The organism is Sphingobacterium chuzhouense, assembly GCF_014692525.1.
Lineage (GTDB): Bacteria > Bacteroidota > Bacteroidia > Sphingobacteriales > Sphingobacteriaceae > Sphingobacterium > Sphingobacterium chuzhouense.
The window spans coordinates 607,302-624,786 of the sequence record NZ_JACNYL010000001.1 but is presented as its reverse complement, the minus strand read 5'-3'; the positions used below and the strand labels follow the sequence as shown (position 1 = coordinate 624,786).

Here is a 17,485-nt window from a genome sequence, read left to right as displayed (position 1 = left end):
TAGTAATACTTAAATTTTGATAAACCTATAAAACTATGGTATGCGTTTTTACAAATTAATCTTTTTATTGGGGCTGTTTACGGCATTTTGCCTCAGCTGTCGGAAAGAAGCTTTCGATAACTATTACAGCCGACCTGACAATCTGGAGTCACCGATATACACACGCCTGGAAGAGGAAGGAAGATTTTCTCTTTTTCGTCGGTTAATTGAAAAGGCGGGATATATGGAAACCCTCAACCAAGCAGGGTATTGGACATTGTTCGCGCCAAATGATGATGCGGTCAACAAATTTCTAAAGGAGCATAGCTACGCAAATGTAGACCAAGTTCCCGACGCCATTGCCGAGCAGATCGTCCGTTATGCATTGGTCTACAATGCTTTCCAAACCAATCACATTTCTGACTATCAAAGCAGTTTAGGCTGGGAAGAAGGCATGGGATTCCGGAGGCGTACAGCCTATTACGATGGCTTTCGGAAAGAAAAGGTGAATATCAACGGAACGGAAAGAGAGTTAATTGTCGGAGCGTCAAACCGGAACAATGTCACGGTCAACTTTGGAACACCATATTATGTCGACGGAGATAACAACAATAAATATGTCACGTACTTTCACGAAAAATACAGACAATTCAACAGTCTCCCTACAGATGATTACCAATTCTTTTATCCTTCTTTAGGAGCATCGAACTTCTTTTTCATGGGGGGAACGGTTGCGAAAGCCGATATCATTGCCGAGAATGGTGTGATACACGAAGTGGATGTCGTCACGTTACCTCGTCCGAGTCTGGATCAATACCTAAGGGAGCATGATGAATATAGCTTTTTCCGGGATTCGATCTTAAACCAGTTTTTCGTGACATACGAGTACAGTGCAGCGGCGAGCAAGACCTATGAATACCGTACCGGACAGGTCGAAGACGTATATATCAAGGTATATGATCCGTTGTTGGCCTTTTCGCCTAACAATGAAAATTTTCTCAAAGAGGCAGATAACGACGGGCAGCAAGATGGTTACAGTATGTTCATCCCGACCAATAATGTGATAGAACCTTGGATACGGAATGTCTTTCTGGAACATTACAAAACCTTAAACAGGGTGCCGAAAAATGTCATGGCCGATCTGGTCAATACGATGTTGTGGCAAAGCGCTGTATGGCCTAGCCAGTTCGATGCAAAAACCAATCCACATGAAGAAACGGCCCGTTTTACAAAAACGGATATTGTTGATAAGCAAATCGTAAGTAACGGGTTCTTTTATGGAACAAGTAAGATACAGGAATCCGATTTGTTCAATACCGTATACAAGCACGTGATTTTAGATCCGGAATACTCCTTAATGCTGATGTTGTTAGAACAGGAACACAAACGGCTCGTCATCAATCCCGGAACAAACTTTACACTATTTCTATTTTCCAACAGCCTGCTCAATAGGTTAGGCTATTCCTACAACGAACGCTTGAGCGAGTGGTCATGGGTAGATCGTAATGGAAATACAATAGGACATAGTCAGACACAGACACGTCTGGCGCGTTTACTCTATAGCCATATTGTAGAAACGCCAAACGATGAGTTGGCGAACATCAACAATACACAAGGCTTTATCCAAACAGGCGACCAAGCACTGCCGGGTGAATTCATCAAATGGAATAACGGTAATATTTATGCCGCTGGCAACGAAAGGCTGCAAGAACCTGTACACATCATGGGAACAGCGAAATTTGGAAACAATGGACGTGTCTATTATGTGGACAATCTCTTGGAGTTTTCGAGCGAAACGGCAGGTGAAGCGATGGCGCGTATAGCGACGATCAACCCGAATGTCAGTCGATTCTGGAATTATGTGTCTAAATCAGCACTCTATGTGGCGAATGACCGGGTCATCACCGGAGTAGCCGGTGGGAGCTCCTACACATTATTGATGCCCAACAATGATGCTGTGCAACAAGCGATCAATGACGGTGTACTGCCTGCCGACCCGTCGACAGGCGATATTGTGGGCAAATTTCAGATCGAGAGTTTTATTAAATACCATATCCTGACCAATGTGAATGTTGCTGCGGATGGCAATAGTGACATTTTATCCGCAGTCACGTTAGCAAAGAACGAAAACGATGAGTCGCTGACAGTCAATGTTTCCAATGCGGTCGGAAACCTGCGTTTTGTGGATAGAAAAGGGAGAACAGTACCAACGGTATATACGCCCGATCTGTACCTAAGTGATCGTATCGTGTTGCATGAACTGAACGGTTATTTAAACTACAATAATTAAATCCAGATTATGAGACAATTAACATATAGCTTTACATTTTTGTTGTTTTGGATATGCTGTGTAGGCCATACCGCTCTCGCGCAACACATTGTGCGCGGAAAAGTGGTCGACGCAACTTCCAAACAGCCTCTGGCGGGTGTTACGGTGTCTGAACTGAGTGCCGATAACCGTACCGTAGCTGCGACAACCACGGATATAGAAGGTAACTACGCCTTAGCGGTTACCACCGCGTTGAACCGGTTGAATTTTTCATTTATCAGTTACAATGCGCAGGTCGTCCGGATTAACAGCAGAACACAGATCAATATGGAATTGAGTACCAGTGATAGTCAGATTGAAGAAGTGGTCATTACGGGTGTTGGCGGAGCACAGCCCAATACCGGTTTATTAAATATATCCGCTCGTGATTTGACTACCGCTACGGCTACCATCAACGCGAGTGTATTGCAGGAGATGCAGTCGTCATCTATTGATGAATCGTTGCAAGGACGCTTGCCGGGAGTCGATATCGCGGCTAACTCAGGTGATCCCGGATCGGGGATGTCTATTCGTATACGGGGTACGTCGTCACTAAGTGGCAGCGCGGAACCGCTGATCGTGGTCGACGGAATGCCTTACGAGACCGAGGTGCCTGGTGATTTTAACTTCGGGGCAGCCGATGAAGACGCTTACGCCCAGTTACTGAATGTCGCTCCGGCAGACATAGAGACCATTTCGGTGTTAAAGGATGCCGCTGCGACCGCTATGTGGGGATCCCGGGGATCCAATGGGGTGTTACTCATCACCACGAAACGTGGAACGATGTCAAAACCGCGAATTGGTTATTCTTTCCGAGGTACGATGTCAACCGTACCCGGTGCTATTCCATTATTGAGTGGTGACCAATACTCATCGCTCATCCCGGAAATGTACATGAATCGTACCGGTTTACCGTTGAATACGCTGACTAATAAAGAGTTTCAATACGATCCGGGTGACGTATACTATTATAATAATTACAGTCAGAATACCGATTGGATTGCGGCGATCAACCAGAAGGGTCTGTCCAATGACCATACTTTTTCGATACAAGGTGGTGGAGAGAAGGCTCGCTATTATTCTTCTGTCGCTTACTTAGGCCAACGTGGAGTCACGGTTGGTTCCGGCTTAAATCGTATTTCCGCACGGCTAAACCTTGATTATGATATCTCTGAACGTATTAAATTCCGTACAGATATTTCCTATACCCATACGGTAACCGACCGGAATTACGTCAATTCCAAAGATGATCAGGATAATATCCGCGGTGCTGCCTATATTAAAATGCCGAACATGAGTTTGTGGGAATATGATCCTTACGGGAATATCATGCCGGTTTACTTTTCGCCGGACCGGAATATCCAAGGTGCTTATCCGAGCACCTATAACCCCGCGGCGATGGCCGAATACGCCTATAACAAACACATGGGTGAACGGATCACCCCAACGTTTAATTTGCGTTATGAATTAATTCGAGGAATATTGTTTTCTGATTTTAGCGTGATGTTCGACATGAATAATACACGCGTAAATAATTTCCTTCCGCAGCTAGCTACAGGTAGACCTTATACAGAAACGGTGGTGAATCGGGCGGGGGAATCTGATCGCGACGATTTTCGGATACAGACGAAAAGCAATTTGATTTATACACCAAACCTGGGCGATAAGATGAAGCACGATCTCCAGATGTTGTTCTCTTGGCAAACGGACGATTTCCGTGGACTGAGTTATGAGTCGATGATTTCGAATACAGCTTCAATCTTGCTAACCGATCCGTCAAATCCGGGTCGGACACAAAATAACGAATTATCGTTGAGAGGGGGAGAAGGTCAATCTCGATCCATTGGAGCCGTCTTCAGTACGCAATACAAATTCTTAGACCGCTATATTGTCAATGTGGGTGTGCGTGGGGATGGAAACTCCAAATTCGGAGCCAACTACCGTTATGGCTATTTTCCGTCGATTTCTACACGGTGGCGTGTTTCGGGCGAACGCTTTATGGAGAACCTACCCTTTATCGATGAGCTGAGTTTCCGAGCGAGTTATGGGCATTCCGGAAAAGCACCCCGTTACGATTACCTCTTTTATAGCAATATCGTCAGTTACGATCAGACCTATCTGGATGAAGCGGGTACGGCTCCGGGAAATATGGCCTATAGAAACCTCAAGTTTGAACGGGTGAAAGGAGCCAATGTGGGGCTGAACCTGGAAATGTGGAAACACCGTTTCCGCTTGGATATGGAATTCTACCGCAACCGTACCACCGACATGCTGTTCGAAAATCTTGGCGTATCTAACACCTCCGGATTTGAAAGCATCTGGTTAAACTACGGTGTGATGGACAATCAGGGCTGGGAACTGAATTTGAACGCGACGCCTTATCGTACCAAAGATTTGATGGTCGATTTCGCTTTTAATATTGCGCGGAATCTCAACGTAGTTCGGGAAGTGCCGGAATTTTTTGTGAACGAGGCCGGAACAGGAACGGTGAACGGCGACTATAAACGGTTTTTGCAGATTAACAATCCGATCGGCTCTTTCTTTGGTTACCGCTACGAAGGGGTGTATTCTACCTTGGAAGAAACGATTGCGAAGGATGTTAACGGCCAATCGATATATGGGCCGGATGGCGAACCCGTGTATATGCGGTTTAACTACCCCTATACCGATTATGTGTTCCAACCGGGTGATGCGAAATACGCGGACATCAATAATGATGGAAGTATTGACGAGCGGGATATTGTATACCTCGGTAATTCCAATCCGAAATTTACCGGTGGATTCGGTCCATCGATTACGATCAAAAATAGTTTACGAATTAACCTGTTTTTTAACTTCCGTTTAGGGTATGAAGCGATCAACGATGCGTTAATGTATACGACCAACATGACCAACTACAGCAATCAATCGACAGCTGTATTGCGCCGTTGGCGGAAAGAAGGCGATGTCACGGACATGCCACGTGCGCTGATGGGCATGGGCTATAACTGGTTGGGCTCCGACCGTTATGTAGAGGACGCCTCATTTCTGCGTTTCCGTTCGGCTACCATCAGCTATACCTTTAACCGGGGGAGCCTGATTGATCGTATAGGAATGAGTAATCTGCGCCTATACGTAACAGGCGAGAATTTCTATACCTGGACACGCTATTTAGGGCAGGATCCGGAAGTCAATATGGAAAAAGGCATTTTTGGACTGGCACGCGATAACTCACGTACCCCACCAACCATGCGCTTTACATTCGGTTTATCGACAAGTTTTTAACCTAGAAGAAGACAGTAATGATACATATATTCAAAAAATCAATTCCCGCTTTGGCACTTGCACTGCTGAGTTTCAGTTCTTGTGATAAATGGCTGGATCTAAAGCCGCAGGATGGTGTGGTGGCCGAAGACTATTGGAAAACGAAGGAACAGGTACGAGCAGCAGTCAATGGATTGTATATTTCCTTAATAACACCTGTCTATGGTAATCGACACCTAAGTCAGGAGCTTTTTATGCACGGTGAGATCCGTACCGATATGGTCGATATCAGTACGTTTGCTCCACAGGCATATACGGAATACCGGTTTGCCGATATGTTGCCGACCAACTCGTTTAGTAACTGGGGAATGTTCTATAAGATTATTAACTATTGCAACAACATAATCGACCATGCGCCGGCGGTGAAAGATCTGGATCCCACATTGACACAGAGAGACCTGGACGCCTATGTCGGAGAAGCGTTGGCTATCCGTGCCTGGATGTATCTCAATTTGGCTCGTATCTGGGGAGATGTGCCCATTAAGTTAACCTATACCGCTTCGGATGAAGATCTGGTGTCTATAGCGAAATCATCACAAAACGACGTGCTGAAGGCCGTGGTAGCAGATTTGGTCCGCGCCGAACCGATGGTGCGTGAGACGTTCGGGAGCACGGCCGCAGATAAGGGTAAAATAACCCGTCATACGGTAAATGCGCTGTTGGCAGATGTATATCTGTGGCAGGACGAGTTTCAAAAGGCGGCGGATGCCTGTGATGAAATTATCGATGCCGGTGTATTTGAATTGGTATCGGGTGATCCTTCCACTTGGCTTGCGGAGTTGTTTGGACAAGGCAATTCGGTAGAAGGTATTTTTGAACTGCAATACGACAGGCAACAGCTTAACCCTTTCTTTGCTTTATTCCGACTAAATGCCATTTATACGGCAGGACAGAATGTATACGAGGGTTTGTTTCAGTTTGATGCGACGGATCCCGAAAACTTTGATGTGCGGGGCGACCGCGGTGCATTGTCTACCGCCACCAATATGATTTATAAATACCATGGTGTAAACCGGACGCAGAGCAAATTTTTGGAAGACTCCTACACGCATTGGATGGTTTACCGATATGCCGATGTGCTGCTGATGAAAGCGGAAGCACTAAATGGTCTAAACCGCGGTCAAGAGGCCTTAGATTTGATTTACACGATCCGGGAGCGTGGAAATGCGATGCAGGGTAATGATTTGAATCCTGGAGCCGATGACCAGCAGGGTATCACGACCTTTATTGTGGAGGAGCGTGCCCGGGAATTTGCGTACGAAGGAAAGCGTTGGTTTGATGTATTGCGTAATGCCCGCCGAAATAACTACGAACGATTGGATCTGGTTACCAGTATGATTGTGAATTATGCACCTGCTGACAGACAACAGGCCATGTTGGGTAAATATCGCGATGTAGATAGCCATTATCTTCCTATTTACTACATCGAAATTCAACGTAGTGGTGGTGTGTTGAAACAAAACCCATTTTATGGAAACTAACAATAGGAGAACGATGAAGATGAAAACATTATTAAAATCAAGCATTACCCGGTGTATGTGGATAGGGCTGTTTATGATGCTGTTTTCCTGTACGAAGGAAAATTTTACAGAAACAACGGACACCAGCCCGAATATCAACCGCTTTTTAGCGGAACATGAAGATTACAGCCTTTTTGCCGAGGCTATTCAACGGGCAGGTGCCGCATCTTATTTGGACGCCTGGGGAACGTATACGGTGTTTGCTCCGAACAACAGTGCTATGCAAGCTTTTTTGCAAAGCGAGGGCAAAAGTGGCTTGAACGATCTCGCTGAGGCGGACGTAAAAGATTTGGTGAACTTGCACATCGTGCAGGATACGGTATCGACCGGACAGTTTCGGGATGGCAAGATTCAGCGTAACTCGGTTTTCGGAATGTTTATCACCACGGCAGTGCAAAATATAGATGGACAATCCTATTTCGTTCTCAACAAGGAATCGAAGATTATTATGCCGAATATCCGCACCGGCAATGGCGTGGTACACGGCGTCGATAAGGTGTTTACGAAAGTTACTAATACGGTGATGGAGGAAATTGAAGCCGATCCGAACCTCAGTCTTTTTGCCGAAGCTTTGCACCTGACCGGTTTGGATGCCTTGCTTAATCAGCGGGTAGCGGAACAGTTTTTCTCGGTATTGGCGGTGAGCAATGCAGCTTTTGCCCAGCGAGGCTTCAACACGATACAGGATTTAGTGGAAAAGTACAATCATACCGGAAACCCAAAAAATCCGGAGGATAGTTTGTATATGCATATCGCGTACCATGTCTTGCCGGATTTGAAATATGTATCCGACCTCGCGTTCTCCAGTTCGCATACGACACAAGTACCACGGGAAGTATTGCTCGTTAAAGTGGATCGGGAGAAAATCATATTGAACGAAGAGGAATGGTTAGGGGAATTAGAAGAAGGGGCTGAAGTAGACCGAGAAGCTAGTGATAACACGACGGTCAACGGCGTACTGCACTATATCAAAGACGATATCTATATCAAACAACGGCAACCTTTTCGTGTGGACTGGGATCCTGCAGATCAGCCTGAGCTTCGTGTGGCAGGGGTGTATGGGAGAAGTGATTTGACAGGGATTACGAAAGGATTCTTAAAAGATGTAACCTGGGGAGGGGCAGATAACACTACAATCTCTTATTTACTTTCAACGGCTTCAAATATGCAAGGGGCGGTTAATGGAGATAGATTACAGGTTACGTTAAGAACTGCGGTCATTCCATGGATAGAGTTTAAAACCCCTGTGGTTGTGCGGGGCAGATACAAAGTTTGGGTAGGGTGGCGTCAAAATGGAGGGAATACTGTTGATACCTATCTCAATGGCGTAAAATTATCGCGCTCACTCAATCTTGGAGAATATCGGATACGTACATTACCTGATCGAGAGTTAGAAGCATTAGGCTATAAAAAGCATGTTGCCGGAAACCTTTCGGGTGTCAATAATTACAATTGTAAAATGGTGGGTATTGTGGATATTGATGTTACCGACAGACATACTTTACGTTTTGAAACAAATACCAATGTAAACGCTCAGTTTTGGTTAGATTTTATTCAATTTATCCCGATAGACCAAGAGCAAATCTATCCGCAGTTTGACACGCAAGGCAATGCTGTTTATCCATAAACCTTAATGATGAAGATAATGAAGAAACATCATATAGTAAGACCGGTAATAGGATTGATCTGTATCCTATTACTACAAGTTGGTTGCTCCGATCCCTGGGATGAACATGCCCGGGATAACGCGGGGCTAACGAACGAACCGCTGTTGGAACGTTTGGACCAAGAATCCGAGGCCAGCGAATTTATGAAGTTGCTACGCGCTTCGGGTGTAGACGAAATATTGGATGGCAATAATGCGTATACCGTCTTTGCGCCGGAAAATAGCCGGATGCAGGCTGCATTGGCCGGGTTGTCCGATGATCCGGAAACTCGGGTAAATTTTGTGAAAAATCATATTGCCGTATCTACCCACCGCTTGAATGCCTCGGCGGATACCGTCCGCCTAACGATGCTCAGTGGGAAGACCCTGGATTTCGTAAACAGCGAAATCGATGGGGCAGCGTTTAGCAAGTCAAACCAGGCAGGAACAGATGGGATGTACCACATCATTACAGACGTGTTAACGCCCAGACAAAGCTTATGGGAATATATGAACGCGCATAGCGATGAACGCCAGAATGCGTTTATTCTCAGTCTCAACGAATACAACCTCTATGATACGGCCGCAGTCGAAGATCCCGAAGACTACTACCTAAACAACGAATTCCTGCGGGAAGTGGGCGACGTACGGGATGAAAACCAACATTTCACCTATTTTATATTGAAGAATGAAGATTTTACAGCAGAGGTAGAGCAGTTTTTACCCTATGTAAATTACCGTAACCATGCCGATTCCTCCTATGCAATTGGTCAGTACGAAATTGTAAAAGATATGCTTTTTAAACAGGCGTATAGCAGAGATAATCTGCCGGCTATGCTGCTGAGTACATCAAATGTGTCATTCCCTGTGGATAAATCGGCTATCAGCCAGTCCGTGCGATTGAGCAACGGCTGGGTACATGTGTTGGACAGATCGACGTTGCCCGTTGTCAATAAGCTAATCGATACCTATGTACAAGGGGAAGAGCCCTGGGGGTTTTCTGAATCGGTATCGGACAGAACCTTTCACCGTGTCCGTAAGGATCCATTCGGTGAATTCTTTACCGATATTATGGTGCAAAATCATAAAGTTTCTAGTCTGCAGATAATATACCGGACCTCTCGGATGTACAGCACGACCTACGATGTGTATTGGCGTGCCTTGAATGATATTCAGACAAACGTATTCCAGCAGCAGGTCGGCATTTTTGAATTTGATACACGTCCGAGCGAAGAGGATCCCGATGTAGAAGTCAGAAAGTCAATTTATGAATTTCCGTATACGAATGTAGAACGTAATAATTACAACGAAGTCTATCTGGGGGAGTTCAACTTGGCAGACTACAACCGGATTGTCCCGGTATTGCGATCAGCGGCAACTACGGCTGACGGAAATAACACGCTGGTGCTGGATTATCTACGCTTTGTACCCAAACTAAAAACCAACTAAACCAATTAGATGATGCAATTGATATATAGAATATTCATCGGTAGTGCTACGTTGGCCAGCTGCATGGCTGTGGGAACGCTGAAAGCAGCGCCGTCGGTAGTACCAACCGTAAAACTGGAAATGACGATGGGTGCTAGCCAAGAGTTAACCTTATCGGGGACGGTTCGGGCAGCGGACAGTGGTGCGCCGGTGGTCGGTGCCAACGTGCAGGTGGTCGGATTCTCGGCTGCCATTACCGAAGATGATGGTACATTTTCCCTCAAATTACCTGCACCTACAGCGAAAATAATCGTCACTGCACCCGGTTATCAGGAGAAAATCGTGTTTACGAAGAACGGAGAATCCAACCTGGAGATCTGGTTGCACGAGGAAGGTTATAATCCGATTCGGCAAGAAGCGATCTTGTTTAACGAAAAACAAAGTGTGCTGTCACAGGTCGCAGCGGTGCAGACGGTGGATTTGGAAAAATACCGCTGGAAAACGACATCCAATGATAACACGACGCAGTTCCTGCAAGGAAAAATCGCAGGGTTGAATGTGGTGCGTAATTCGGGAACAACCAATACAGGCGCAAGCCTAAGCCTCCGCGGTATCAATTCTTTTTACGGCACATCCAGACCATTACTGGTCGTCGACGGTGTTCTTTACGATGACGAAGACTATAGTGCGGAGATGGTCGCCAATTATAGCCAATCGGGCTTAGCAAATATCGACGTGAAAGATATTGATAATATCTCCGTGCTAAAAGATGGATCGGCACTGTATGGTACCAAAGGAAGTAACGGAGTCATCTTTATAACGACCGCCCGTGCGAAGGAGTTGGCAACCCGGATTGATTTCCTGGCAACGACCGGTTTCAACAACAAGCCGAAAAACCTGCCGGTGATGGACAGCAGGGGATATCGAAACTACTTGTCGGAATTGTTGAGTACACAGGGGTTGGGAGCTGATTCTATTGCGCGGTTACCATATTATAAACTGGATGCCGAAAATACCGAGCGCTATAGCTATATGAATGAAACCGACTGGCAATCGGAGGTCATGGATCATAGTATCAACCAAAACTATTATCTGAAAGTAGCGGGGGGAGATAATATTGCGCAGTATGCGTTGTCGGCCGGTTATACGAATGACCGGGGTATTTTAAAATACGATAATCTGACGCGATACAATATGCGATTGAACGGGGATCTTACGTTATCTGAAAAGTTTACGATGCAGAGTAACCTTTCTTTTTTCTACAATCGGCAGGATATACGAAACGAAGGGATTGATTCGCACAGCAGCCCGTTATATCAGGCGTTGATTAAATCACCCTTTTTGGCACCTTATGGTTTTGATGAGCAGGGTAACATGTCACCGGTATTTGCTGATATAGATATTTTCAATCAGAGTAACCCAGCGGTGCTGGTGAGCGAGAACACGATAGGGCAAAATCAGAGTTACCGTTTTGTCGGAAACCTGCATTTCAATTATCAATTTAATGAACGTTATGCCTTGCGTACCGTAGCCGGATTAGTATACGATAAAGGCCGTGAGAATTTCTTCATACCCGAATTGGGTGTGTTTTCCGAAGACCAGCCTACGGCAGCGATACGGAACGAAGCCGGTGTCCAGAACCGGAAGCTCTTTAGTTTGTTCAATGATACCTACTTTAGTGCCCATCATAATTTCGGAGCAGATCATCGTCTAAGCAACCGAATCGGTTTCCGCATACAGCAACGCAACGCGGAATATGATTACGGATTGGCTTTTAATACAGCAAACGACAATTATGTGAATGTAACGGGCGGAAGCAACCTGCTGCGTCAGATCCGTGGTGGATTTGGGAATGCGAACTGGGTGAACACCTACATGTCGCACGACTATGCGTATAAGGAACGCTATATGTTACGCTGGGATACGGCCTTGGACGGTTCCTCGCGTTTTGGCAATGAAGCCCGTCGGGGTGCTTTGAAGCTGGGTAAGGACGCCTTTGCTATGAACACGGCACTTCATGCTGCCTGGCTAGTTTCTGCGGAGGATTTTTTCCGTACAGACGCTGTCAACCTCCTGAAATTGCGTGCTTCGTATGGCCTATCCGGAAATGACGATATCGGCGACTATGCTGCGCGTACGTATTATATTTCCCAGAATTTTCTAGGCATACAGGGTCTTATCCGGGGCAATATCGGAAATCCCGCCCTGCAATGGGAACGCGCTTTCAAAACAAATCTGGGATTGGATCTTTCATTGGCAAAAGAACGTGTAAATGTATCGGTAGATATCTATAACCATCGCTTTAAAGACGTGATTACCTATCAGGCGTTATCGGCGCAAACAGGTATGGATCTGGCGTTTACCAATGGTGCTACGATGCAGAATCAAGGACTGGATTTGAACATCACAGGCCGTTTGATCAATAAACCAGATATGAAATGGGATATGGGGCTGCAATTGGCGACGTATCGCAATAAGGTGCTAACACTACCGGACGGTCCGTTTGAAACAACGTATTACGGTGCGCGTATGATTACGGAGGAAGGCGGCGCAGCAAACCAATTCTATGGTCTACAGACCTACGGTGTATTCGCAACCGCACGTGATGCCGCGAACACCGGTTTGAGCAGACGTTTAACGGATGGTAGTTTGTTGCCTTTTGAAGCAGGAGATGTACATTTTGTGGATCAAAACGGTGATAATATCATTGATGAAAAGGATAGGGCAGTTATCGGCAACCCCAATCCGGATTGGTTCGGTTCATTACACACCACATTCCGCTACAAGCGTTTTTCAATGCATGCGCTGTTTACGTATTCACTGGGCAACGATGTCTATAATGCGACACGCCACCGTTTGGAAAGCGTATCGGGCTATCACAACCAGAGCATAGCCGCGAATTACCGTTGGAAAGAGGAAGGGCAGCAAACGAACATACCTCGTGCCAACTGGGGTGATCCGCTTGACAATGCAGAATTTTCCGATCGCTGGATAGAAGATGGTTCTTACCTGCGTCTGCGGACAATCAATGTGGGGTACCAAGTGCCGGTAAATCATGATATTCTGAAATCATTTGATGCTTTCTTGACGATCAATAACCTGTTTACGGTTTCGAGATACTTAGGGTATGATCCGGAATTTAGTGCCAACAGCTCGATCTATAGCCAAGGCATCGATATCGGAAGGGCGCCGCAGTTTAGGACGATACAGGTAGGGATAAAAGCTGGGTTTTAACATAAAAAAAGGAAAAAATGAAGAAGAGCTTTATATATAGTCTTTCAGTTGCCATGATTTGCTTCGCTGGTTCGTCCTGTAGCAAATTTCTGGACGTGGAACCGGACGAAGTGTTGGTCAAAGAACAGATGTATCGAAATATATACGATGCGGATGCTGCCGTTATTGGCGTTTATGGAAAGCTATTGTCGCTGGCCGAGCAGCACGTGCTATGGAACGAGCTGCGTGCGGACCTCCTCACGGTGACCAACAGGGCAAATCCGTATTTGCAGGAAATCAATACGAACGATGTCGATGCCATCAGCAGCGATAATCCGTACGTCAATCCGCGTAAGTTTTACGAAGTTATTCTCAATTGTAACGATGTGCTGGCCAATTTTGAGGTGATGCGCAAGGAAAATAAATTTACGCCGGAGGAATACAACCAACGCTATTCGGATATTATGGCAGTACGAAGCTGGGTATACCTGCAATTGGGAATACATTTCGGACGGGTGCCCTACGTGACTGATCCACTCGAAGATACGGATGCCGTATTGGACAACAATAAGTACCCATTGCTGGAATTTGAACAGCTGTTGACACAGCTTATCACCGATATGGAAGCTATTCCCTATAAGCTGCTTTATTCGAGTACGGAATCATTGATGTATGCGGTCGATGGCTATATAATGGAGCGTTTCTATATCAATAAGCAGTCGCTATTAGGCGATTTACATTTATGGAAGAACGATTACCAAAAAGCGGCGGAATATTATAAGCTGGTGATGACAAGTTATGATAATTTAGGAAACGATAACTTCCGTTACGACAGATATAAAGTCAAATGGGCTGAAGTAGCAACAAACAATGATATCGCGGTGGGTTATCTGCGATACCGCGAGCAGGATGTACGCACCCTGATTAACAGCAAGACGCAGGGTTGGCGGTCGATGTTCTCGCGTACACAAGATGTGTTGTGGGATACAGAATGGGTATGGTCCTTACCGTTCAGTAGTAATTTTAGTCCGCAAAACCCATTCATCAGTTTGTTCGCTGCAAATGGTGGTGACCATCTCTTGAAACCGAGTCAGGAATCGTTTGATTTATGGAATAGCCAGACACAGCGGAATGGTGTGCCTTATGATGCACGACGGGATCTGTCAGTGTCCATGATAGGGAAAGAGGGCGTCGTTACAAAATATACGGACGAGTTTTCGGATATCGGGACGATGGTACCCATCGATAAATTTCAACGTGACGGCAAATGGCATTTGTATCGGGCGGCAAAACTGCACCTACGCTTTGCCGAGGCGGCTAATAGAGACGGCCATCATAAATTGGCTGTAGGGCTGTTAAATAATGGAATCGGTCGGGTTTACGACGATCCAAATCAGACGGATAAAACGGATATACAGCAAACACATTTGCCGTTTCCCTATGATTTCGACGCCCGTAACGGGAGCAATCCGTTTTATAGGGGCACATGGCATCGTAACGACGGTCTTCGGGGACGGGCTTATGTGACCTTTCGGGATATCAACCCAACAGATAGCCTGACACAGATTGAGAATTACCTGATCGAAGAAGCTGCGTTGGAGATGGCATTCGAAGGTAGCCGTTGGGAGGATTTGTTACGCATAGCGATACGCCGTAACGATCCGTCGTTTCTCGCGGATAAGATTTATGAGAAATTGAGCAAAGAGGGCAATCCACAAGCCGATGCGGTGCGTAGTAAATTGATGAACCGTGAAAATTGGTATATGCCGTTTAAATGGAATGTAGAAGAATAATTTAAACCAATAACGATGAAAAAAAATATTCTTTTTATTTTAATAATGCTATGCACGATAGGTTTTTCGGTGTCCGCACATACATATTACATCGCCGTAGACGGAGATGATAATAATGCCGGAACAAAGGCAGAACCTTTTGCAACGCTGAACAAAGCGCAGTCGCTGGTGCAATCCGGTGATACCGTATATTTCCGCGGTGGAACGTATCGGATCAAACCGGAGCAGATTATGACACCCACCAGCGGAAGCGTATGGGCACACGTGTTTGATATGAGTAAAAGTGGTGCGAGTGAAAATCAACGAATACATTATTTTGGTTATGACGGGGAGCGCCCGATATTCGATATGTCAGATATCAAACCAGTCGATCGACGAGTAATTGCTTTTTATGTTAGTGGTTCTAACTTACATTTTAGAAACTTTGAAGTTGTCGGCACACAGGTAACTATCGTTGGCCATACGCAATCGGAGTGTTTCCGGAACGATGGAGGAAACAATAACATTTTTGAAAACCTGGCGATGCATGATGGTATGGCTATTGGATTTTATCTAGTAAGAGGGGCCAATAACCTGGTTTTAAACTGCGACGCCTACAACAACTTTGATTATATCTCCGATGGCGGACGTGGAGGAAATGTGGATGGTTTTGGCGGACATCCCATGAACACCACCAGTACAGGGAACGTGTTCCGAGGGTGCCGTGCCTGGTGGAACAGCGATGATGGATTTGATCTGATCAATGCCCATGCAGCGTATACGATTGAAAATTGTTGGGCATTTTACAACGGCTATAAACCCGGCACATTCGAAGTGGCAGGCGACGGCGCAGGTATTAAATCCGGTGGTTATGGCATGTCTGAATCGCCTAGTACACCATCTACGATCCCGATGCACATTATCCGCAACAATATCGCTTTTCAAAACAACAATCAAGGTTTGTATGCCAATCATCACTTAGGGGGGCTTCTCTTCGAAAACAATACCGGTTACAGAAATCCCGCCAACTATGATATGAGAACACGGAAAAGTAGGGAAGAAGCCGTAGATGTGGATGGCTACGGGCATATTATCCGGCATAACCTGTCTTTTAGTCCACGTACAGCTGGGTTGCATATTCGGATGGTCGATCAAACGCTTTCTCAGATCAGCAATAATTCTTTTCTACCCGTGAACATGGAAGTCACGGCGGATGATTTTATCAGTCTTGACGAGAGTCAACTCCTGTGGCCACGTAATCCAGACGGTAGTCTGCCCGATATAGATTTCTTGAAATTAAAAACCAGCAGTCCGTTTTACGCTGCGGGAATGGGCTATTTCTATGCAGGAAGTAATAATAATGTCGCTACTTACGAATGGATTGAAGAACCGACGATTGTAGTTGAACATAATGTCGCTCGTGTTGTAGGCAGCGGAGCTGGGAGATTTAATAGCTTTTTTGTAAATGGCACACGGGTTCCTTTTAGTACAGGCCGGGTAAACTTGACAGTGTACGAAGGAGAGATTGATCTTCGTGCGGTGACCGCAAGCGGTGACGTCATCAGGTTGAAAATTGTGAAGTAGAGACTAAAACAAAGTAGATATGAATAAAACAATAAATATACACCTTATCATCCTTTTGTTGCTTAGTGGAACTGTGCTGTTCTCCTGCAAGAAAGAAAAAGCAGTACCATTACAAGCTTTGGAGCTAGATAAAAACAGTATCGAAATTTTGGAGGGCTACGCATCAACGATAGAAGTTAAGAGTGGCAACGGAAACTATACTGTTTCGGAGACTTCGTTGGTAGAAATTGAAATTGATGGCAATACGATTACATTTACAGCAACGGAAAATTACGGAGAAGAACGGCTTTTTATCCTAGATGGAACAGGAAGAAAAGCGGCATTGGATATTAAGGTAATTCCGGCAGTACTAGATGCGGACGATCCACGCTTTTATTGGGACGGTCTGATTGAATTGGAGCAAGCCAACGAATGGAGTACGACGATTCTGGAAAACAAGATTGCCATGACCAACGTAGCAGAAAGGAAACAATTAGTCTTGTCATGGAATGGAGAGTTTGCTGTCGGATTGAAACCTAGGGCGACACTTCGAATAGTAGACGACGGAGATAAACGGGATATTGCTTTAACGAAATTGGAAATTCTCGCAATTGATAGAAGCAAAAATCTATGTACCATGGTGTTTTATAAAGAAAAGCAAAAAGGAGAGTTGGTGTTTGTACTGCCTTAGGCAAAATGCAAAAAAGTTAATTCCAACAATTTTTTACAAAAATTACCACGCAAAATATTATTT

At 45.4% G+C, this 17,485-nt stretch carries 9 protein-coding genes; all 9 read left to right on the top strand.

Features of this window, described 5'->3' with window-relative positions:
* Positions 1-40 precede the first annotated feature (40 nt).
* From H8B21_RS02610 to H8B21_RS02570, 9 genes are read left to right on the top strand one after another with little or no spacing between them, the layout of a single operon-like run.
* Positions 41-2,269 carry a fasciclin domain-containing protein gene (locus H8B21_RS02610; RefSeq protein ID WP_190312224.1) on the top strand — a complete coding sequence of 743 codons (2,229 nt, stop codon included), beginning with the start codon at positions 41-43 and terminating at the stop codon, positions 2,267-2,269.
* 9 nt (positions 2,270-2,278) lie between these two features.
* Entirely contained in the window at positions 2,279-5,551 is a 3,273-nt protein-coding gene (locus tag H8B21_RS02605) for a SusC/RagA family TonB-linked outer membrane protein (protein WP_190312223.1), read from the top strand.
* A gap of 17 nt (positions 5,552-5,568) precedes the next feature.
* Positions 5,569-7,071, top strand: a complete 1,503-nt coding sequence (locus H8B21_RS02600) for a RagB/SusD family nutrient uptake outer membrane protein (protein WP_190312222.1) — start codon at positions 5,569-5,571, stop codon at positions 7,069-7,071.
* A gap of 13 nt (positions 7,072-7,084) precedes the next feature.
* Positions 7,085-8,737 carry a fasciclin domain-containing protein gene (locus H8B21_RS02595; protein WP_190312221.1) on the top strand — a complete coding sequence of 551 codons (1,653 nt, stop codon included), beginning with the start codon at positions 7,085-7,087 and terminating at the stop codon, positions 8,735-8,737.
* 18 nt (positions 8,738-8,755) lie between these two features.
* Positions 8,756-10,204 carry a fasciclin domain-containing protein gene (locus tag H8B21_RS02590; RefSeq protein ID WP_190312220.1) on the top strand — a complete coding sequence of 483 codons (1,449 nt, stop codon included), beginning with the start codon at positions 8,756-8,758 and terminating at the stop codon, positions 10,202-10,204.
* A 9-nt stretch (positions 10,205-10,213) separates the two neighbouring features.
* Positions 10,214-13,417, top strand: a complete 3,204-nt coding sequence (locus tag H8B21_RS02585) for a SusC/RagA family TonB-linked outer membrane protein (RefSeq protein ID WP_190312219.1) — start codon at positions 10,214-10,216, stop codon at positions 13,415-13,417.
* 17 nt (positions 13,418-13,434) lie between these two features.
* Positions 13,435-15,189 carry a RagB/SusD family nutrient uptake outer membrane protein gene (locus tag H8B21_RS02580; protein ID WP_190312218.1) on the top strand — a complete coding sequence of 585 codons (1,755 nt, stop codon included), beginning with the start codon at positions 13,435-13,437 and terminating at the stop codon, positions 15,187-15,189.
* A gap of 15 nt (positions 15,190-15,204) precedes the next feature.
* Positions 15,205-16,752: a right-handed parallel beta-helix repeat-containing protein gene (locus tag H8B21_RS02575; RefSeq protein ID WP_190312217.1), complete on the top strand. Its 1,548-nt coding sequence runs from the start codon at positions 15,205-15,207 to the stop codon at positions 16,750-16,752.
* Positions 16,753-16,771: 19 nt separating this feature from the next.
* On the top strand, positions 16,772-17,422 hold the full coding sequence (locus H8B21_RS02570; protein WP_190312216.1) for a hypothetical protein: 651 nt from the start codon (positions 16,772-16,774) through the stop codon (positions 17,420-17,422).
* Positions 17,423-17,485 lie beyond the last annotated feature (63 nt).

Bases quoted from the DNA above. Each gene is read 5' to 3' on its own strand.
- H8B21_RS02605 (WP_190312223.1), top strand. From the start codon at position 2,279: ATGAGACAATTAACATATAGCTTTACATTTTTGTTGTTTTGGATATGC.
- H8B21_RS02600 (WP_190312222.1), top strand. From the start codon at position 5,569: ATGATACATATATTCAAAAAATCAATTCCCGCTTTGGCACTTGCACTG.
- H8B21_RS02595 (WP_190312221.1), top strand. From the start codon at position 7,085: ATGAAGATGAAAACATTATTAAAATCAAGCATTACCCGGTGTATGTGG.
- H8B21_RS02580 (WP_190312218.1), top strand. From the start codon at position 13,435: ATGAAGAAGAGCTTTATATATAGTCTTTCAGTTGCCATGATTTGCTTC.
- H8B21_RS02570 (WP_190312216.1), top strand. From the start codon at position 16,772: ATGAATAAAACAATAAATATACACCTTATCATCCTTTTGTTGCTTAGT.
- H8B21_RS02610 (WP_190312224.1), top strand. From the start codon at position 41: ATGCGTTTTTACAAATTAATCTTTTTATTGGGGCTGTTTACGGCATTT.
- H8B21_RS02575 (WP_190312217.1), top strand. From the start codon at position 15,205: ATGAAAAAAAATATTCTTTTTATTTTAATAATGCTATGCACGATAGGT.
- H8B21_RS02590 (WP_190312220.1), top strand. From the start codon at position 8,756: ATGAAGAAACATCATATAGTAAGACCGGTAATAGGATTGATCTGTATC.
- H8B21_RS02585 (WP_190312219.1), top strand. From the start codon at position 10,214: ATGATGCAATTGATATATAGAATATTCATCGGTAGTGCTACGTTGGCC.